Genomic DNA, 18,555 nt, shown 5'->3' on the forward strand with positions numbered 1-18,555 from the left:
ATAGGCTCAAGTCGGCGTACGGCGCGACAGACGCGCCGCGGGAGGCTATGAGGCCCGTCTGACTTTGTCCTGCCTTGCGTGAGCCGACATGCCGAACTTCTCTTTCGACGCCCAGGTCACCGCCGCCCTGTTCGACAGGACAGGCGCGATCTTCGCCCTGGGCGACGGCTCCGTGCGGTTCGAGAGCGGCGCCCGGAACGAGGTGCATGACGGGGCCGTCCTCTGCGCCGCCGTCCATCCCTCGGGCGAAGGGATCGTCACCGGCGGCGACGACGGCAAGGTGGTCTGGAGCCGCGAGGGCGAGGCCGTCCTTCTGGCCCAGGCCAAGGGGCAGTGGGTCGATGCGATCGCCGCCTCGCCCGAATCCGGCCTGATCGCCTTTTCGGCGGGGCGCACCCTGTCGGTGATCGACAGCAAGGACGCCGCCTTCCGCCGCGACTTTCAGCACGAGCGCACCGTGTCGGGCGTGGCCTTCGACCCCAAGGGGCGGCGCATCGCGGCCTCGACCTACGGCGGGGCCTGGCTGTGGTACGCCCGCATCGAGCAGCAGCAGCCGGTCAAGCTGGCCTGGGCCGGGTCGCACCTGTCGGTCGGCTTCTCGCCCGACGGCGGCTATGTCGTCACCGCCATGCAGGACAACCAGCTGCACGGCTGGCGCCTGAAGGATCAGAAGAACATGCGGATGGGCGGCTATCCGTCCAAGATCAAGAGCTTCGCCTTCCTGGCCAAAGGGCAGCTTCTGGCCACCTCGGGCGCCCAGGGCGTGGTGCTGTGGCCCTTCGTCGGCTCGAACGGGCCGATGGGCCGCGAGGCGACCGAGATCGGCTATGACGAGACCAGCCTGATCGCCCAGGTGGCGGCGGCCCAGAACCACGGGCGTCTGACCGCGGGTCTGGAGGACGGCCGCGTCTGGTGGGCCGATCCGGCGGGGCAGGGCCTGGCCTTCGTCAAGAAGGAGAAGGGGGCGGCGATCACCGCACTGGCCATGAGTTCGGGCGCCGCCCGCATCGCCTGGGCCGACGAGGACGGCGAGGCGGGCGTGGTCTCGCTCTGATCCCGCTTGCGCTGAAGCTTGGCTCAGGCAGGATGACCCCATGACCCGCGCAAAGGGCCGCAGGCGGCGGCCGTTCCTGACCCTGTTGCTGATCCTGGCCCTGATTCCGATAGGCGGGGTGGTCCTGCATCGCTTCGCGCCCCCCCTGTTCACCATCCTGATGGTCAAGCAGGCGGTCGCCGGTCACGGCATGGACTATCGCTGGCGCTCGCTCGACCGCATTTCGCCGCGCCTGGTCGAGGCGGTGATCGCCGCCGAGGACGCTCGTTTCTGCCGGCACCATGGCTTCGACGTCGAAGCCATCCAGAAGGCCCTGGAGGCCAATGAGCGGGCCGAGCAGCGCGGATCGGGCAAGGTGCGGGGCGGCTCCACCATCAGTCAGCAGACGGCCAAGAACGTCTTCCTCTGGCCCGGCCGCGACTGGGTCCGTAAGGGACTGGAGACCGGCTACACCGGCCTGATCGAACTGGCCTGGGGCAAGCGGCGGATCATGGAGATGTATCTGAACGTCGCCGAATGGGCGCCGGGCGTCTACGGCGCCGAGGCGGCGTCGCGTCACTGGTTCAACAAGAGCGCCGACGAATTGACCGCGCGAGAGGCCGCCCGCCTGGCGGCCATCCTGCCCAGTCCGCGTCGCTACAAGGCGGCCGACTCCGGCCCCTATGTCCGTCGCCGCGCCTCCCGCATCCAGGCCGCCATGGGGACCGTGCGGGAGCAGGGTCTGGACGCCTGCGTCGATCGCTGAGGTCGGCTTCCTCGCCCTAAGGCGATGTTAACCCTGGCCATAGGGCCATCCCTTAACCGGCGCGCTTCATCCTGATCCGGAATGCGGACCTGCGTCCGCCGTGGATTTCAGGGACCGCAACAGAGATGAAGGCGAAGACGACCGGAAGGACGGGGCGACTGGCGTGCGCGGCGCAGGCCTTCCTCACGCGCTTCGCGACGGCGGTGCAGGGCAATGTCGCCATGATGTTCGGTCTGGCTCTGCCGGTCCTGCTGATGATCGTTCTCGGCGCGATCGACCTGCACCAGGCTTCGAAAGTGAAGGCCCAATTGCAGGACGCCCTGGACGCCGCCGCCCTGGCCGCAGCCCGTTCGAGCACGGCGGACGCCGGTACGATCACTTCGATCGGCATGGCGGCCTTGAAGGCCAACATGCCGGGCTATTTCCAGGTCGACAAGGACGGCAAGCTGATCCGCGACCAAGCCAGCTTCGTCCTGACCAACAAGGTCGTCGTGGCCGAGGCGCGCGTAGAGGTGAAGGTCCTGGTGGCCAATATCTTCCTGCCCCCCTACGGCAAGTTGCTGGACGATTATCTGCCGGTAGGGACGCGGTCGGAGGTGTTGCGTGCGTCACGCAATGTCGAGGTGGCCATGGCGCTCGACATCACCGGCTCTATGGACAACTGCAAGAAGAATTGCCCTCCCAGCAGCAAGCTGGAGGATCTCCAGGCGGCGGCGAAGGAGTTGATCGATCTGGTGGTGCAGGACCAGCAGTCGCCCTTCTATTCAAAGGTGGCGCTGGTTCCTTACGCTGCAGGGGTCAATCTCGATTCGTCGGCTGCTGCGGTCCGCGGCGCTCTGGACACGACCACGACGTCGATCAGTGCGGCGAGCTGGCTCACCGGTTCGATAAGGACCGTGTCGTCTATCTCCAGCAGCAGCAACGCTACGGTCACCACCTCGTCCAATCATGGGTTTGTGACCGGAGATCGTGTCGTCCTGTGGCGCGTCAACAACAGCAACAACAACCATTCCATGCGGGTGCTCAATGGCGTGCCCTTCTATGTTGAACGCGTTTCCAACACCCAATTCCGGGTCAAGACGGTGGACGCCAGCGGGGCTATGTCGTCCAATCTGAACACTTCGTCCTACTCGTCCTATTCAGGCACGGCCTATGTCGCCAAGTGCGTGCGCAATGATTGCGGCCTCGTGCTGACGGCCTCCGGTCATGGGCTGACGGCGGGCGGCTATGTGCGTTTGGAAAGCATGGGCGGCTTGAGCCAGTTGAATAGCGGCGGCTATCGGATCGCCAGCGTCAGTGGTTCACAATTGATCCTGGATACGTCGCGTAGCCTGGGCTTGGCGGGAAGCAGCACGCCGCAGGGCGGGACGACCTATTCCAGCGGGGGCAAGGTGGCGACAGGCGCGGACGGGGGGCGCTGGCGCGTCTTCCCGTCGGCGACGACGGGCGGCATGGTGGCGGTTCTGGACTCCAGCACCTGCGTCAGCGAGCGGGCCGGTTCTCAAGCCTACACCGATGCGGCGCCGTCGACGGGGGGCTATGTGGGGCGCAGCTATCTGGAAAGCAGCAATCCCTGTCCCACGATCGGGGTTACGCCCCTGAGCATAGATCGCACGGTCCTGCATGGGCAGATCGACAAGCTGGTCGCAGGCGGTTCGACTGCAGGTCAGATCGGCATCGCCTGGGCGTGGTATATGGTTTCGCCCCATTTCGCTTCCTTGTGGAATGCTGAGAATCGGCCTTCCGCCTACAATCCCGCCGAGACGTTGAAGGTGGCGATCCTGATGACGGACGGAGAGTTCAATACGCCGTTCAAGTCCGGAGTGATCGCGCTGAACGCCGGAGACGGCAGCGGCAGCCTGGAGGCGCACATCAATGAGAATTCGGCCAATGGCGACCCGTTCAGTCAGTCTCTGGCCCTGTGCCGGGCCATGAAAGCGCAGGGCGTGATCATCTATACGGTCGGCTTCGACCTTTCATCGAGCACAGGCGGACCGGGCGACGATACGGCGGTGGAGGTGCTGCAGGCCTGCGCCACCAACAAGGACACGCATTTCTTCAAGGCTACGAACGGCACGGACCTGAAGGAGGCCTTCAGATCGATCGGTCGCGATATCACGCGGTTACGGATCGCGCGCTGAGCCGGAAGAGGGATATGGAAAGGGCCGGCGGAGCGATCCGCCGGCCCTTCTTCATTCCGCGTCTTTCGCGATCTCAGATCAGCTTGATCTCGCGCAGGCGTTCGGTGAGGAAGTCCTCGGCCAGGATGGTCTTGCCGGCGTAGCGGTCGGGGTTGTCCGGGGTGATCGTGGACGGCAGGGTCTCGATCGGGAAGTCCGGGTTGAAGTGCAGGAAGAAGGGCGTCGAATAGCGGGCGAAGCCGCGACGCTCGGGCGCCGGATTGACCACGCGGTGCGTCGTCGACGGCAGGACATGGTTGACCAGGCGCTGCAGCATGTCGCCGATGTTGATGACCAGGGCGCCGGGGGGCGGGGCGATGTCCAGCCATTCGCCGTCGGCGTCCTTCAACTGCAGGCCGGCTTCCTCGGCGCCGAGCAGCAGGGTGATGACGTTGATGTCCTCGTGGGCGCCGGCGCGCACGCCGGGAGCGTCGGCCGGGATCGGCGGATAGTGGAGCAGGCGCAGGACGCTGTTGCCCAGCTGGACCTTGTCCTCGAAATAGCCGTCGTCCAGCTTCAGGTAGCGGGCGATGGCCTTCAGCACGCGACGGCCCAGTTCGTCCAGGGCGTCGAACATGCCGTAGACGTGCTCGCGGAAGGCGGGGATCTCGGTCGGCCAGACGTTGTCGCGCATGTATTTGCGATAGGGGTGGCCTTCCGGCAGCTCGCGGCCCGTATGCCAGAACTCCTTGAGGTCGACGGCGGTCGCGCCCTTGGCGGCTTCGACGCCGAAGGGGGTAAGGCCGCGCGCGCCGCCGGTGCCGGGCTGGTGATACTGGCGCTTCACGTCTTCAGGCAGGGCGAAGAAGGCCTTGGTGTCGGACACGGCGGCCTCGATCAGGGCCTGGTCCAGGCCGTGGTCGGAAATGACGGCGAAGCCGTAGCGCGCGAAGGAAGCGCCCAGGGCGTCGGCGAAGGTCTGGAAGTCGGCGTCATAGCCCTTCATCGACACGGGGACGATGGCGCGGGCGGAGGTAGGCGAAGAGCTCACGGGCGAGGGGCCTCTGAATGAACGATATGGCGTCTCCATACGCCCTATCGTCCGAAAAGGGCAGTCCGGCGGCGTGGCGGCGGATCAGGCGCAGATCGGTCGCTGACGGTCGTAGCGGGGCCAGATCTCGGTCGTCCCGCTGCGGATCATGGCGCAGTTCACCTCGGTTCCCTCCGGCGTCCAGCAGACGGCGGTGACGCGGTCGTAGCTGCGGCCGACGGGCGCACAGGCCAGGGTGCGCCCTTCGGCCAGGCGCTTCAGGGCGCGCGTCGCCTCAGCGCCGGAGGCGGCGGGGCAGGGGTGGCCGGGCGAGCAGGTCTCGTTCACTTCCCGGGCCGCCACGGCGTGCAGGCGGACGCGGGTCCCGTCACGACATCTCAGGCTGTCGCCGTCATGGACATAGGCGACGTCGCAGGACAGTTCGGCTTCAGGGTGGCGGACGGAGGCTGTCGCACGGTCGGGCGCTTCGCGTCCGTCCAGGGCCAGCCAGCCTGCGGTCAGGACGATCAGGAGCAGCAGGGCGGCGAAGGTCTGGAAACGCATACCGCCACCGCAGGTAGGCGGTGTCGGTTAACATACATCTTAAGGTTGTAAGCGGAGGCCAGATAGGACGAAGGCCCCGCGGGGTGTCCGCAGGGCCTTCGATGGTGGAGCTTAGCGGAGTCGAACCGCTGACCTCTTGCATGCCATGCAAGCGCTCTACCAACTGAGCTAAAGCCCCGCGCCTTGCGGCTTGGGTATGTTCCGGCGGACCGGGTAGATGGGACGAAGGCCCCGCGGGGTTTCCGCGAGGCCTTCGATGGTGGAGCTTAGCGGAGTCGAACCGCTGACCTCTTGCATGCCATGCAAGCGCTCTACCAACTGAGCTAAAGCCCCGAACCTTTCGGTCGGCCTCCCCGACAGCGGCGACCGCCTCCGGAGAGGGGCGGAAACTATGTCAGGCCTTTTGAGAGATCAAGCCGGTCCGACAACTTTTTTTCCGCTTATTTTTCCGACCTTTGGTTCCAAAGCCTGATCGACTGGCGGTCGATCAGGCCCTGAATGGCGTCGGAGCGAACGTCTCGGTCAGGACGTGTCGACGTCCGACCGATTTCGTCCTTAGTCGTCGTCGCGCGACGGCTTGACGAGGTCTTCGTCGAGGCTGTCGTCGTCTTCGTCCTCGATGAAGGGCACCGAGTCATCGTCGTCGTCGTCGCCGAGGGCGTCGTCGTCGTCGCCGTCCGACGAGCCCATGCCGGCGTCGTCGGCACCGGGCTCGCCGTCGTCATCGTCGTCGGGCGTCAGGATCGGCTCGTGGCCTTCCTCGTCGATCTCGGGGGTCGAGGCTTCGGCGTCTTCTTCCTCTTCGTCGCCGTCGACCGACTTGTCGGCGACTTGATCCTCGGCGTCGTCGTCGGCGGCGAAGCCGGCGCCGGCGCGACCGCGGACGCGACGATTGCGCATCGCCTCTTCAAGCGGATCGAACTCGGTGTCGCACTTGGGGCAATGCGCCGGGCGACGGTTCAGATCGTAGAATTTGGCCTGGCAGTTCGGGCAGACCTGCTTTTGGCCCAGTTCGGGATTGGCCACGGGATAACCTTCGGCAGGAGTTGAATTCCGGAATTCGGCCGGCTCCCTTGCCACCCAAGGGGGCCGCTGTCAAAAGCCTTCTTGATCCGCGCTGGCGCGGCGTTTCCTGAACAATCGGAGATTCCAGCCGGGTGTCCGCCTCCTCGACCTTCATCGCGCGTCCCATTTCCGCCCCTTTGAAAGGCGCCGTGCGCGCTCCGGGCGACAAGTCCATGTCGCATCGCGCGCTGATTTTCGGCGGCATGGCCGAAGGCGTGACCGAGATTGAAGGCCTGCTGGAGGGCGACGACATCCTGGCCACGGCCCGTGCGGTCGAGGCCTTCGGCGCCGAGGTGGAGCGCCTGGGCGAGGGGCGCTGGCGCGTGACCGGCCGGGGCGGCTTCAGGACGCCGGGCTCGATCATCGACTGCGGCAACGCCGGCACCGGCGTGCGCCTGCTGATGGGCGCCGCCGCCGGCTACGACCTGACGGCGACCTTCGACGGCGACGCTTCGCTGAGGAAGCGGCCGATGAAGCGCGTCACCGGGCCCCTGGCGGACATGGGCGCGCGCTTCGATTGGAACGCGGCCGAGGATCGCGTGCCCCTGACCCTGCACGGCGGCGGTCTGAAGGGCATGGACTATCTGCAGACCGTGGCCTCGGCCCAGATCAAGTCGGCCATCCTGCTGGCCGGCCTGAACGCCTCGGGCGAGACCGTCGTGGTCGAACCGGAAAAGAGCCGCGACCACACCGAGCGGATGCTGCGCGCCTTCGGGGCCACGGTGGACGTGACCGAGGAGGGCGAGGGCTGGCGCGTTCGTCTGAAGGGCGGGCAGGCCTTGACGGGAACCGCCGTGGCCGTGCCGGGCGACCCGTCTTCCGCCGCCTTCCCCCTGGCCGCCGCCCTGATCGTCCCCGGCTCCGAAGTCACGGTCGAGGGGGTCATGCTGAACCCACAACGCACCGGTCTGTTCGATACCTGGATCGAGATGGGCGCCGACCTGACCGTTTCGAACCGTCGCGTCAGCGGCGGTGAAGACGTCGGCGACGTCACCGCCCGCTATTCCGCGCTCAAGGGCGTGGTCGTGCCGGAAGACCGCGCCGCTTCGATGATCGACGAGTATCCGATCCTGGCCGCAACCGCGGCCTTCGCCGAGGGGCGAACCGTCATGCGCGGCATCGGCGAGATGCGGGTCAAGGAAAGCGACCGCATCGCCCTGATGGTCGCGGGCCTGACCGCCTGCGGCGTGGCGGTGGAGGAAGAACCGGAGGGCTTCATCGTCGCCGGCGGTTCTGTTCGGGGCGGGGCGACCGTCGCCACCGCACATGATCACCGCATCGCCATGAGCCACCTGATCCTGGGCCTGGCCGCCGAGCAGCCCGTCTCGGTGCTGGACCCGGAGATGATCGCCACCAGCTTCCCCGGCTTCGTCGACCTGATGAACGGCCTGGGCGCGGACATCGGCGCAGGTCGTGACTGAACCCAGGAAGTTTTCGAGCTTCTGGAACGGCGCGCAGTTGCTGCCGATCGTCGCCCTGGCGGGCTGGGGCGCCGCAAGGGGCGGCTGGGAGGTGTGGCGCGCGCTCCAGACCGGCCTGCTGCAGCACGGCAAGGGTCCCGACGTGGCGCTGGACGACAGGCCGCTGCTGTTCTGGATGCTGAACGGCTTCTACAGCCTGTGCGTTCTGACGACGGCCGGGTTGGCCGTCTTCTACCTGGTGCTGGCGCTTCATGAAATGACGCGGAAAAAGGGCGGCGGGCGATGAAGGCTCCGCCTTCGCGTCCGATGACGCCGCACATCGCATTCAAGGCGGCCGGGGTCGGACTGCTGGTTCTCAGCCTGGCTTTTCTACTGTTCGCTCTCGGCTTTTTCGTCGAGGGCCTGCTGGACCGCGCCGACGGCCGCATGGACGGTCACGCCGCCCTGAATCTGTCGGAGGCGGTCGCGATGGACCTGTTCCGGCGGCGTATCTGGACCATGCTGGGATTCAGCGCGGCGCTCCTGGTTTTCTCCCTCGGATGCTTCCGGACCGCTTGCGTCCTGAGGCCGAAGTCGTGAGAAGCAGGCGACATGCGCGGTCGGCCGCGAAGGAAACCTGATTTGAGCAAGAACCTGGTCATCGCCGTCGACGGTCCAGCCGCCTCGGGCAAGGGCACGATCGCCGCCCGCCTGGCGCGGGCCTACGGCCTGCCGCACCTGGACACAGGCCTGCTGTATCGCGCCGTCGGCCTGGCGGTGCTGGACGCAGGGCAGGACCTGGACGACGCCGAGGCGGCTGCGACCGCAGCCCTGTCCCTGGATATTTCGGGCCTCTCCGACAACCCGCGCCTGACCGAGCGCGACGCGGGCGAGGCGGCCAGTCGGGTCGCCAGCCATCCGGGCGTCCGCGCCGCGCTTCTGAAGCTGCAGCAGGACTTCGCCGCCCAGCTCGGCGGCGCGGTTCTGGACGGACGCGACATCGGCACGGTCATCGCTCCGGACGCCGTGGCCAAGCTCTATGTGACCGCCAGCCCTGAGGTTCGGGCCGAGCGTCGCTGGAAGCAGTTGACGGCGCGGGGCCAGGACATCGCCTTCGAGGACATGCTGGAGGATATCCGGCGTCGCGATGCGCGGGATTCCGGCCGGGATTCCGCGCCCATGGTCCAGGCGAAGGACGCGGTCTTGCTGGATACGACCGATCTGGGTATAGAGGCCGCCTTCGATGCGGCCCGCCGTATCGTCGAGGCGGCGCGCGCCCGGCATGGTCTCTAGGGACCTTCGAGCAAATCCAACGCGCCTGATCTCGGCTTCCGCGGGCGTTCTGGCTTTTTCGTTCGCGCCCTCTTGCGCCGGCCTCGCGTCCTGACGACCTGACTTTTCTTCTTTCCCTGTTCACCCATCGCGCGGGACCGTCTGGTCGCGCGCCCCAACCCCGAAGCTATATGACCGACACCCTGAACCCCTCGCGCGACGATTTCGCCGCGCTGCTCGACGAACAACTGCAAGGCCGCGACCTCGGCGAAGGCCAGGTCGTTCACGGCCGCGTCGTCGGCATCGAGAAAGACATCGTCATCATCGACGTCGGCCTGAAGACCGAAGGCCGCATCTCGATGCGTGAATTCGGCCAGGGCGAAGGCGCTGTCCTGCCCAAGGTCGGCGACAACGTCGAAGTCTACCTGGAGCGCGTCGAGAACGCCCTGGGCGAGGCCGTCATCAGCCGCGACAAGGCTCGCCGCGAAGAAGCCTGGACCCGTCTGGAAGTCGTCTTCGCCGAAGGTCAGCCGGTCAACGGCGCCATCGTCGGCCGCGTCAAGGGCGGCTTCACCGTCGATCTGGGCGGCGCCTCGGCCTTCCTGCCGGGCTCGCAAGTCGATATCCGTCCGGTTCGCGACGTCACTCCGCTGATGGGCAAGGAACAGCCCTTCGCCATCCTGAAGATGGACCGTCCGCGCGGCAACATCGTCGTCTCGCGTCGCGCCATCCTGGAAGAAGCCCGCGCCGAACAGCGCACCGAGCTGGTCGGCCAGCTGCAAGAGGGCGAAGTCCGCGAAGGCGTGGTCAAGAACATCACCGACTACGGCGCCTTCGTGGACCTGGGCGGCATCGACGGCCTGCTGCACGTCACCGACATGTCGTGGAAGCGCGTCTCGCACCCGTCGCAGGTCCTGGCCGTCGGCGACACCGTCAAGGTCCAGATCGTCAAGATCAACCCGGACACCCAGCGCATCTCGCTCGGCATGAAGCAGCTGCAGTCGGATCCGTGGGACGGCGTCGAAGCCAAGTACCCGGTCAACGCCAAGTACACCGGCCGCATCACCAACATCACCGACTACGGCGCCTTCGTGGAGCTGGAGCCGGGCGTTGAAGGCCTGGTGCACGTCTCGGAAATGTCCTGGACCAAGAAGAACGTCCACCCGGGCAAGATCGTCTCCACCTCGCAGGAAGTGGACGTCATCGTCCTGGACGTCGACAGCGCCAAGCGCCGCATCTCGCTGGGCCTGAAGCAGGCTCAGAACAACCCGTGGGAAGCCTTCGTCGAGGCTCACCCGATCGGTTCGACCGTCGAGGGCGAAGTCAAGAACGCCACCGAGTTCGGCCTGTTCATCGGCCTGGACAACGACATCGACGGCATGGTGCACCTGTCGGACCTGGACTGGAACGTCTCGGGCGAAGAAGCCATCCAGCGTTACCGCAAGGGCGAGGTCATCAAGGCCAAGGTCCTGGACGTCGACGTCGAGAAGGAACGCGTCTCCCTGGGCGTCAAGCAACTGGGTTCCGACCCGATGGAAGGCGACGTCTACAAGCGCGGCCAACAGGTCACCGTCACGGTGACCGCGGTTGAAACCGGCGGCATCGAAGTCAAATTCGGTGAAGACGACGCTCCGGTCACGGCCTTCGTCCGCAAGTCGGACCTGTCGCGCGACCGCAACGAGCAACGTCCGGAACGCTTCGCCGTCGGCGACCGCATCGACGCCATGATCACGGGCATCGACAAGGCCACGCGCCGCGTCTCCGTCTCGGTCAAGGCTCTGGAGATGAAGGACGAGCAGGAAGCCATCGAGCAGTTCGGTTCGTCGGACTCCGGCGCCTCGCTCGGCGACATCCTGGGCGCGGCCCTGAAGAACGCCGGCAAGGAGTAATCCTTCGCCCAGCGGAAAACGGGGCGGCCGGAGCGATCCGGCCGCCCTTTTTTCTTGCGCCATGACGAATAACCCGCGCCAATAGGGAAACATGTTGACCGAGAATCGTTCTCGAACCGGCACGACCCCCTTTATTCCCGCCGTGTCAGGTGGTTAGGGTGTGTGTCTGAACGGAAGCGACTGCATCTGAAACAGCCACGGGCGGGGGCCTGAATGATCAAGTCCGAGTTGATCGAGAAGCTGGCGGCCGAGAATATCCACCTCACGCACGCCGAGGTGGAACGGGTCGTCAATGTCATCCTGGGGCAGATGACGGAGGCCTTGTCCGAGGGCGGACGGGTCGAGCTTCGCGGTTTCGGCGCCTTTTCCGTCCGCAGCCGTCCGGCGCGGGTCGGGCGCAATCCTCGCACCGGCGAGACTGTCGAGGTGCCGGCCAAGGCCGTGCCCTTTTTCAAGAGCGGCAAGGAACTTCGGGAGCGCCTGAACGCTTCCGGCGACGCCTGAAGAAGAAAGACTGACTGAATGAGCCTGCTGACCGAGTTTCGTGAATTCGCCGCGCGCGGCAATGTCGTCGACCTGGCGGTCGGCGTCATCATCGGCGCTTCCTTCGGCAAGATCGTCACGAGCCTGGTGGATCAGGTGATCATGCCGCCGATCGGCCTGCTGCTGGGCAAGGTCGACTTCTCTAAGCTGGAATGGGTCCTGGTGCCTGAAAACCCGGCGACCGAGGCGGTGGAGAAGGTGGCCATCCAGTACGGCGCCTTCATCAACACCCTGATCCAGTTCGTGATCGTGGCCTTCGTGGTCTTCCTGCTGGTCAAGGGGATCAACAAGCTGCGCCGGGAACAGGCGCCGGAAGAGACGGGACCGACGCCGACCGAGACCCTGCTGGCCGAGATCCGCGACGAGTTGAAGGCGCGGCCCTGAGACTTCGCTGAAAATCGAGAAGAACCAAGGGGGACGGGCGACCGTCCCCCTTCTTGCATCCGGTCAGGCGAACTGCGGATCGGGCTGGGGCGCCTTGTGCACGTTCGGGCGCTTGACGCGGCCCTGGGGCGTCGGCCGCAGGCAGATGGCGTAGTCGCCGTCGAACGGGGCCGGGCGCCAGTCGAGCGCGGCTGGATCCACGTCGGCGTCGAACAAGGCGTGGCAATGGCCCCATCCGCCCTCGCGGCGGGCGCGACGCGCCAGTCCGCCCAGAGCGTCCAGGACGAAGCCGTTGACCACCTGCAACCGCACCCGCGCGGCGCCCAGCCTGGGCGCCAGGTCGAGGATGGCCTGGGTCAGGGCGGGAAGGGCTTCCTCCGCGCCGTCCAGGGCGATCAGGTCGAGGATTTCCAGCGACGGCGGCTCGATCGAGCAGCCCTTGCTCAACATGGCCTGGGCGTAGCCGACCAGGCGGCCGTCGATCTCATAGCCCAGCATGAAGGGCGGGGCGGTCAGGTCCGGGTCGGCCATGCGCCAGCGCATGATCTCCGGACTGCGGTCGGCCGTCATGCGACCCTGGTCGCGATAGGCGGCCCAGAAGCCGGCGTAGTCGGAGATGTCCGACAGATTGGTGATCCGGCGCACGCCGCGCGGCAGGGCGCGGGACAGGACCTTGTCGACCCTTTCCGTCCGGCGGCAGTTCAACTGCTCGCCCAGCTTCAGGGACAGATCCGGACGGCGGTTGACGGCCATGCGCAGCAGGCGACCCGACAGACAGGCCAGGGGATCGACGATCCAGGCCAGCTTGAAGTCGTGGCCCCGTTCGTGGCTGGGCTGCATCTTGAGGTGAGGATAGATGGGCGCCGACTTGGGGTTGGCGTTCAGGGTGTAGCGGACCATGCAGTTCGGCTGGCCCAACAGGGTGCGGATCAGCTTGCCCGCCGATCCCCTGTGCGCCGACGGCACGATGACGGAGAAGCCGCTGGCCCCGTGTTCCAGCCGGCCGTCGACCCAGAAGCGCTGAACGAAGTTGCCGATGAAGGCGCCGACGCGGCCCTGATCGTTTTCCAGCACCCAGCCCAGGGGAGCCTCGATGTCGCGGCGGGCCGGATTGGAGTCCAGCCATTTCCATCCCGCGGCAGAGCGTTCCGGCCACCAGACGTCGCGGTGCAGACCGTTGACGTCGAAGACGTCGCTGAGGTGAAAAGCGCGGATCGCCATCCCGTTCTTCCTTCCCAATTCGGGGCGATACGGCCGCCCACGAACCCCCGCGCGGCAATTCCCGCGCCAAATGTAAATGACTTGTTAAGAAACAAGGTTCCGCCACATTTCCGCGCATCGGCGCGTTAACGCTTGTTCAGAGCGCCCCGGCGTGCTGTTTCTGCGCGCTTTAGCGCCCGTGGGGGCGTCTGACATGGAGTTCGCCGTTGAGCACGACGGATGGAGGGGGCGCGCTCGCCGCGCCTCAAAAGACTTTCTTGGGACACCCGCGGGGGCTGGTGATCCTCTTCTTCACGGAGATGTGGGAACGCTTCTCCTATTACGGAATGCGGGCGCTGCTGGTCATGTACCTGACCCAGCACTTCCTGTTCGGGCCGGCCGAGGCGCAGGGCATCTACGCCGCCTACGCCGCCCTGGTTTACCTGATGCCGGTCTTGGGCGGCATGATCGCCGACAAATACCTGGGCGCGCGCAAGGCCGTGATCATCGGCGCCGTCCTTCTGGTGGCCGGCCACTTCACCATGGCGTTCGAGGGGACAGGCGGCAAGGAAAGCCTGACCATCGGCGAGCGCACCTATCAGATCGAGGTCGACGGGCGTGACCAGAACCGCAAGATGTACGCCGTGGACGGCGATCAGCGGGTTCACATCACCATCACGCCCGAGGGCGTGACCCGGGTCGGCGCCGATGCGGCCGCCGCGGCGTCGCCCGCCGCCGTTGCAGCCCCGGCCCAAGGCTTCCCCGCCTTCACCCCGGCAGGCGGCTACAAGGTCGACACCAAGCGCGACACCGCCTTCGGCGAACCGGTCCTGTTCCTGGCCCTGTCGCTGATCATCATGGGCGTGGGCTTCCTGAAGGCCAATATCTCGACCGTGGTGGGCGCCCTCTATGAGGAGAACGATCCCCGTCGCGACGGCGGCTTCACCATCTTCTACGTCGGCATCAACCTGGGCTCGCTGCTGGCCACTGCGGCCTGTTCCTATCTGGGCTTCACCTACGGCTGGGCCTACGGCTTCGGCCTGGCCGGCATCGGCATGCTGATGGGCCTGCTGACCTTCCTGGTGGGCACGCCCTGGCTGGAAGGCCGCGGCGCCCCGCCGGTTCCTCTGAAGGGCCGTTCCATCCTTGGCGTTCCGGTGGAAGCCTTCTTCTGGATCGCGGGCATCGTGGCCGTGGTTCCGGTCTGGCTGCTGATGCAGCGTCACTCGGTCGTCCAGACCATCCTGATCCCGATCGCCGTCCTGACCTTCGCGGGCGTGGTCGGCTATACCGTCTTCCGCCTGAAGGGCGCGGAGCGGTCGCGGATGCTGGTCGCCCAGGTGCTGATCTTCTTCTCGGTCCTGTTCTGGGCCCTGTTCGAACAGGCCGGTTCGTCCCTGACCCTGTTCGCCGATCAGTCGACGGAGATGCCAGCCTGGTTCAACGCCGGCTACACCCAGATGTTCAACCCGGGCGTCATCGTCATCGGCGGTCCCATCATGGCGGCCCTGTGGGTCTGGCTGGGCAAGCGCAACCGCGAACCTTCGACGCCGGTGAAGTTCTCGGCGGCCCTGGTCTTCGTCGGCGCAGGCTTCCTGCTGCTGGCCTGGGCGGCGGCGAACAACTTCAACGAGTCGTTCCGCGTCCCGCTGTTGGTCCTGTTCCTGACCTATGTCTTCCACACCATCGGCGAGCTGTGCCTGTCGCCGGTCGGCCTGTCGATGATCACCAAGCTGTCGGTGGCGCGCGTGGTCGGCCTGATGATGGGCGTCTGGTTCCTGTCGTCGTCAGTGGCCCACATCGTGGCGGGCTGGATCGCCGCCGCCACGGCCACGGACACCGTGGCCGGCGTCGTCACCAATCCCAAGCTGGCGCTGGAGACCTACGGCTCCATCTTCGGCACCATCGGCTGGACCGGCGTGGGCGTGGGCGTTGTCCTGCTGCTGCTGTCGCCCTTGCTGAAGAAGGGCATGGCCGGCGTTCACTGATCGCCTCGCGGTCGGTCTGAATGACAAGAAGGGCGGCGTCTCGACAGAGGCGCCGCCCTTTTCAGTTCTTCCGGGGGAGGCCCGCCCTACGTCGCCCTCGGGTTGGGGGACGAGGCCGACGTCGGCGGGTTCTCGTTCTTATCCTCAGAAGGTCTTGCGCACGCGGATCTGCCAGAAGGTGCGCGGATCGACGAAGCGGTTTTCGACATAGGCGATCGGGCGCGTCTCCCGATTGCCGAAGACGATCCGCTGGGAGTCGAAGTCGTTCCAGATGTTCACCTGGGCGCGGATCGCCAGGGTGGGCGCCGGCTTATATTCCGCCCACAGTTCGTAGTAGTCGGTTCCGCGCCAGCCTGAGATCTGGTCCGGCTGATAGTTGCGTTGACCCAGCAGAGGGATCCAGACGGCGCCCCACTGCAACTTCCACGACGTGATGTCCTGCTGGAAGGTAATGTTCGCTTGGCTGGCGCGAACACCCGAGATGGGGCGCTGTTCGCCGGTGGTCGGGTCGGTGACCTCGGTCTTGTTCCAGGTGTTGCGGAAGCCGAACTTGCCGCCCGAGAGGCCCAGCCTGTCCGTCGGGACCGTCACGTTCAGGACCAACTGGTCCAGGGTTCCGTCGCCGATGTTGCCGACCGCCGTCAGACCGCCGTCCAGCGGGATCAGGTCGATGACGTCCGAAATCTCGTCATGGCGCAAGCCGAGGCTGACGATGCCTTCGCCCCAGAAGCGCTTCTCGAAGGTCAGTTCGCTGATCCAGCGCTGTTCCGGCTGCAGGTTGACGTTGCCGCCGAAGACGCTTTCGTTCGCCAACTCGGCCGAGGCGGCGAAGTCGCCGAAGTCCAACTGGCCGACCGAGCGTTCCAGGCGCAGCCGCACCTGGGTGGTCGCGCTGGGCGTCCAGGTCGTCAGCAGGCGGGGCTTGGCGTAGAAGAAGCTCTTCTCCTGCTCGGCGTCGCCCGACTGGCTGATGGTGGAGGATTCGAGGCGCAGACCGCCTTCCACCGTCCACTTCGGATTGATGCGCCAGGTGGCCTTGCCGAACAGTTCGCCGCGCGTTTCCTCGACCTTGACCGAGGCGGAGGGCAGGGGAACGGACGCGCCGCCGACCGAATAGGCCTGCTGCACCTCCAGCATGTTGTAGGCGACCTCGCCGCCGCCCTCGAACTCCAGCGCAGCGGAGCGCTCGAAGCGAAGCAGGCCGCGCAGGATGGTCTCGGACGAGTTCCCGTCGGCGGCGAACCGTTGCAGGGGGGAATCGACGCCGCCTTCGCGTGTCAGGGACGTGGCGACATTGTCGAAGTCCTCGAACTCGTGGATGAAGCGCGTTTCCAGCTTCAGCCTTTGCGTCAGGGGGCGCGTGTAGACGACGCCCAGTTCGCCGCTGGATGTGTCCTCGTCGGACAGGCTTTCGCGCAGCAGCTGCGGCGCCGTCTGGCGGTTGATGTTGTGCCAGTCGTTGATCCCGTAGCGGGCGGTCAGGTCGATCTTGCCGCCCATCAGCGGGCCGGAATAGTTGCCTCGGATCGAGTTCCCGCCGCCGTAACCGTCATTGTAGAAGTCTTCGGAGCGCAGGACTTCGCCGTTCGGTCCGACCCGGCGCAGCGGTCCGGCGCCGTTGGAGTCGCTGGACGAGATGCCGTCGCCCAGGGTCACGCCCCAGGTGCGGTCGCCCTTGCGCTGGGTGAACTGATAGGTGCCGCCGAACAGGTCCTGGCCGCCCTCGAACAGGCTGGCGTTGAAGGTGGCGATGTGTTCGCGGCTGGTCGTGGTCTTCAGGATGACGTTGGCGACGACGGAGTAGCCTTGCATCTCGATGCCCGGCGCGCCGCCGCGGATCAGTTCGATGCGCTCCACCTGGGCGGCGACGGTGCGGCCCAGGACGTTGGAGCCGGTGTCGTTCTTGGACGCGGGGCGGGATCCGTTGATCAGGATGTTGCCCACCGCGCCTTCAAAGCCGCGCGCGCCGTCGCCGTCGTTGACCGAAAAGCCCGGCACCCGGTTGACCATGTCCAGCGCCGTGTTTGGGCGGGCGTCGGCGAAGAAGTCGGGGGTGAAGACCAGGACGCCCTGGTCCTGCGGCTGGGCGGTCTGGCGAACGGGCGTCGTCTCGGCCTGTGCAGGCGCGGCGGCTCCAGCGGCGATTGCGGCTGCGGCGGCGGTGGCCAGCAAGATGGTCCGGTTCATGGCGTCGTCCTCTCCCTCGTGTGGTCGAAGGTTTGGCGGCGTCGGCTCGAAGTCTCCAGTTACAAGCCGGACAGGTGGATTAAATCCCTGACAGCATTACAGAACCTTCAGATTACAGGCCTGTTAGATACTGTTAACGCATGAGCTTATGAAACGCTTGGTCATTGTAGTCGCGCTTGCTCTTCTTGCAGCCCCGGCGCTCGCTCAGGAACAGGTCTCCACCGTCGACGAGGTGGTCGTCACCGCCCGTCGGGCCGAGGCGCCGATCTGGCAGGTCACGCGCGGGGACAGCACCCTGATCCTGGTCGGGGCGATCGGCGGCGTGCCGCGCGATGTCGAGTGGCGGCCCGAGGCCCTGGAGGCCGCGGCCCGGCGCGCCCAGCGCATCCTGTTCCCGCAGGAAGGGCGCGCCTCGGTCGGGGACGTGCTGCGCCTGATCTGGCGCATCCGCACCATCGCCAGCCTGCCCAAGGGCACGACGACCGCAGACTATCTGTCGCCGGATGTTCAGACCAGGCTGGAAGCGGTGATGGCGAACCAGCGCGGCGACAGTTGGCGCACCGACAGCCTGGTCATCCTCAGCATGGATCTGATGAGCGACAGGGCCGGTTATGAGCGCGGCCGCACGCGCAACGCCACCGACGTGGTCCGCAAGGTGGCGCGCGAGGCCCGTATTCCCGTGCGGCCGGTCGGAACCGTGCGAGGCGACGAAATCGTCGACAACCTGATCACCGCCCCGCCCGCCACCTATGCGCCCTGCGTCGAAGCCGCCGTGGCGGCGGCCGAGGTCGGCCCGGCGGGGGCCGCCGCCCGCATCGCCGACTGGCGCGCGCGCCGCGTGCCCCAGGTCATGGAGCAGCCGCTGGAACGGGCTCTGGGTCTGTGCTGGCCCTGGGGGGACCCGGAGATCGCGCCCCAGTTGCGTCGCCAATGGGCCGAGGCCGTGCAGACGGCCCTGGGCGAACCGGGCGTGACCATGGCCGTCGCCCAGCTGCGTGTCCTGGCCGAGCCCGGCGGCGTCCTGGATGCGCTGCAGGCTCAGGGTTACGAGATCGAGGGGCCGGACTGGAAGGCCGCCGAAGCCGCCGCCCGCTGACGGAGGCCCGAGAAGACG

At 66.6% G+C, this 18,555-nt stretch carries 17 protein-coding genes and 2 tRNA genes; 12 read left to right on the forward strand and 7 right to left on the reverse strand.

The features are described 5' to 3' along the window. Positions 1-88 precede the first annotated feature (88 nt). The 3 genes from ABIE19_RS16185 to ABIE19_RS16195 all read left to right on the forward strand — a co-directional run bounded on the left by ABIE19_RS16185 (position 89) and on the right by ABIE19_RS16195 (position 3,940). The gene (locus ABIE19_RS16185; protein ID WP_354090268.1) at positions 89-1,054 is read left to right on the forward strand and encodes a WD40 repeat domain-containing protein; all 966 of its coding nucleotides are present in this window, start codon (positions 89-91) and stop codon (positions 1,052-1,054) included. 40 nt (positions 1,055-1,094) lie between these two features. Beyond that, on the forward strand, positions 1,095-1,799 hold the full coding sequence (gene mtgA, locus ABIE19_RS16190; protein WP_354090269.1) for a monofunctional biosynthetic peptidoglycan transglycosylase: 705 nt from the start codon (positions 1,095-1,097) through the stop codon (positions 1,797-1,799). 125 nt (positions 1,800-1,924) lie between these two features. After that, a complete protein-coding gene (locus ABIE19_RS16195; protein ID WP_354090271.1) occupies positions 1,925-3,940 on the forward strand; it encodes a pilus assembly protein TadG-related protein in 2,016 nt (671 codons plus the stop codon). Between the two features lie 73 nt (positions 3,941-4,013). Here ABIE19_RS16195 and ABIE19_RS16200 read toward each other — a convergent pair whose 3' ends face one another. The 5 genes from ABIE19_RS16200 to ABIE19_RS16220 all read right to left on the reverse strand — a co-directional run bounded on the left by ABIE19_RS16200 (position 4,014) and on the right by ABIE19_RS16220 (position 6,539). Beyond that, positions 4,014-4,925 carry an isopenicillin N synthase family dioxygenase gene (locus ABIE19_RS16200; protein ID WP_354090426.1) on the reverse strand — a complete coding sequence of 304 codons (912 nt, stop codon included), beginning with the start codon at positions 4,923-4,925 and terminating at the stop codon, positions 4,014-4,016. Positions 4,926-5,054: 129 nt separating this feature from the next. Beyond that, the gene (locus ABIE19_RS16205) at positions 5,055-5,513 is read right to left on the reverse strand and encodes a thermonuclease family protein (RefSeq protein WP_354090272.1); all 459 of its coding nucleotides are present in this window, start codon (positions 5,511-5,513) and stop codon (positions 5,055-5,057) included. A gap of 102 nt (positions 5,514-5,615) precedes the next feature. Further along, positions 5,616-5,691 (reverse strand) — tRNA-Ala (locus ABIE19_RS16210). Between the two features lie 79 nt (positions 5,692-5,770). Next, positions 5,771-5,846, reverse strand: a tRNA-Ala gene (locus tag ABIE19_RS16215). 222 nt (positions 5,847-6,068) lie between these two features. Beyond that, positions 6,069-6,539 (reverse strand): TIGR02300 family protein, encoded by a 471-nt coding sequence (locus ABIE19_RS16220; protein WP_354090273.1) that lies wholly within the window; start codon positions 6,537-6,539, stop codon positions 6,069-6,071. A gap of 152 nt (positions 6,540-6,691) precedes the next feature. Between ABIE19_RS16220 and aroA the strand changes: the two genes are divergently transcribed. The 7 genes from aroA (at position 6,692) to mscL (ending at position 12,066) form a co-directional block, all read left to right on the forward strand. Then, positions 6,692-7,999 (forward strand): 3-phosphoshikimate 1-carboxyvinyltransferase, encoded by a 1,308-nt coding sequence (aroA, locus tag ABIE19_RS16225; RefSeq protein ID WP_354090427.1) that lies wholly within the window; start codon positions 6,692-6,694, stop codon positions 7,997-7,999. Then, positions 7,992-8,285, forward strand: a complete 294-nt coding sequence (locus ABIE19_RS16230) for a hypothetical protein (RefSeq protein ID WP_354090274.1) — start codon at positions 7,992-7,994, stop codon at positions 8,283-8,285. The genes aroA and ABIE19_RS16230 overlap by 8 nt, the downstream gene beginning before the upstream one ends. After that, positions 8,282-8,578, forward strand: a complete 297-nt coding sequence (locus tag ABIE19_RS16235) for a hypothetical protein (RefSeq protein ID WP_354090275.1) — start codon at positions 8,282-8,284, stop codon at positions 8,576-8,578. Before ABIE19_RS16230 ends, ABIE19_RS16235 begins: the two co-directional genes overlap by 4 nt. A gap of 42 nt (positions 8,579-8,620) precedes the next feature. Next, positions 8,621-9,271 carry a (d)CMP kinase gene (gene cmk / locus ABIE19_RS16240; protein ID WP_354090276.1) on the forward strand — a complete coding sequence of 217 codons (651 nt, stop codon included), beginning with the start codon at positions 8,621-8,623 and terminating at the stop codon, positions 9,269-9,271. A 170-nt stretch (positions 9,272-9,441) separates the two neighbouring features. Then, a complete protein-coding gene (gene rpsA, locus ABIE19_RS16245) occupies positions 9,442-11,139 on the forward strand; it encodes a 30S ribosomal protein S1 (RefSeq protein WP_354090277.1) in 1,698 nt (565 codons plus the stop codon). Positions 11,140-11,352: 213 nt separating this feature from the next. After that, complete coding sequence (locus tag ABIE19_RS16250; protein WP_354090278.1) at positions 11,353-11,643, forward strand: integration host factor subunit beta; 291 nt, start codon at positions 11,353-11,355, stop codon at positions 11,641-11,643. 18 nt (positions 11,644-11,661) lie between these two features. Continuing rightward, on the forward strand, positions 11,662-12,066 hold the full coding sequence (gene mscL, locus ABIE19_RS16255) for a large-conductance mechanosensitive channel protein MscL (protein ID WP_354090279.1): 405 nt from the start codon (positions 11,662-11,664) through the stop codon (positions 12,064-12,066). A 63-nt stretch (positions 12,067-12,129) separates the two neighbouring features. Here mscL and ABIE19_RS16260 read toward each other — a convergent pair whose 3' ends face one another. Then, positions 12,130-13,287, reverse strand: coding sequence for an N-acetyltransferase (locus ABIE19_RS16260; protein ID WP_354090280.1), 1,158 nt, complete (start codon positions 13,285-13,287; stop codon positions 12,130-12,132). 257 nt (positions 13,288-13,544) lie between these two features. Here ABIE19_RS16260 and ABIE19_RS16265 point away from each other — a divergent pair, with 257 nt between their 5' ends. Continuing rightward, complete coding sequence (locus ABIE19_RS16265; RefSeq protein ID WP_354090281.1) at positions 13,545-15,254, forward strand: peptide MFS transporter; 1,710 nt, start codon at positions 13,545-13,547, stop codon at positions 15,252-15,254. Positions 15,255-15,398: 144 nt separating this feature from the next. Here ABIE19_RS16265 and ABIE19_RS16270 read toward each other — a convergent pair whose 3' ends face one another. After that, on the reverse strand, positions 15,399-17,441 hold the full coding sequence (locus tag ABIE19_RS16270) for a TonB-dependent receptor plug domain-containing protein (protein ID WP_354090282.1): 2,043 nt from the start codon (positions 17,439-17,441) through the stop codon (positions 15,399-15,401). Between the two features lie 148 nt (positions 17,442-17,589). On the opposite strand from ABIE19_RS16270, the gene ABIE19_RS16275 reads away from it, so the two are divergent. Further along, on the forward strand, positions 17,590-18,537 hold the full coding sequence (locus tag ABIE19_RS16275) for a TraB/GumN family protein (RefSeq protein ID WP_354090283.1): 948 nt from the start codon (positions 17,590-17,592) through the stop codon (positions 18,535-18,537). The last annotated feature ends 18 nt before the right edge of the window (positions 18,538-18,555 follow it).

Source organism: Brevundimonas faecalis, assembly GCF_040549405.1.
GTDB classification, from domain to species: Bacteria; Pseudomonadota; Alphaproteobacteria; order Caulobacterales; family Caulobacteraceae; genus Brevundimonas; species Brevundimonas faecalis.

Coding starts and splice junctions, on each gene's coding strand:
- ABIE19_RS16185 (WP_354090268.1), top strand. CDS start 89: ATGCCGAACTTCTCTTTCGACGCCCAGGTCACCGCCGCCCTGTTCGAC.
- mtgA (WP_354090269.1), top strand. CDS start 1,095: ATGACCCGCGCAAAGGGCCGCAGGCGGCGGCCGTTCCTGACCCTGTTG.
- ABIE19_RS16195 (WP_354090271.1), top strand. CDS start 1,925: ATGAAGGCGAAGACGACCGGAAGGACGGGGCGACTGGCGTGCGCGGCG.
- ABIE19_RS16200 (WP_354090426.1), bottom strand. CDS start 4,925: ATGAAGGGCTATGACGCCGACTTCCAGACCTTCGCCGACGCCCTGGGC.
- ABIE19_RS16205 (WP_354090272.1), bottom strand. CDS start 5,513: ATGCGTTTCCAGACCTTCGCCGCCCTGCTGCTCCTGATCGTCCTGACC.
- ABIE19_RS16235 (WP_354090275.1), top strand. CDS start 8,282: ATGAAGGCTCCGCCTTCGCGTCCGATGACGCCGCACATCGCATTCAAG.
- rpsA (WP_354090277.1), top strand. CDS start 9,442: ATGACCGACACCCTGAACCCCTCGCGCGACGATTTCGCCGCGCTGCTC.
- ABIE19_RS16250 (WP_354090278.1), top strand. CDS start 11,353: ATGATCAAGTCCGAGTTGATCGAGAAGCTGGCGGCCGAGAATATCCAC.
- mscL (WP_354090279.1), top strand. CDS start 11,662: ATGAGCCTGCTGACCGAGTTTCGTGAATTCGCCGCGCGCGGCAATGTC.
- ABIE19_RS16260 (WP_354090280.1), bottom strand. CDS start 13,287: ATGGCGATCCGCGCTTTTCACCTCAGCGACGTCTTCGACGTCAACGGT.
- ABIE19_RS16270 (WP_354090282.1), bottom strand. CDS start 17,441: ATGAACCGGACCATCTTGCTGGCCACCGCCGCCGCAGCCGCAATCGCC.
- ABIE19_RS16275 (WP_354090283.1), top strand. CDS start 17,590: ATGAAACGCTTGGTCATTGTAGTCGCGCTTGCTCTTCTTGCAGCCCCG.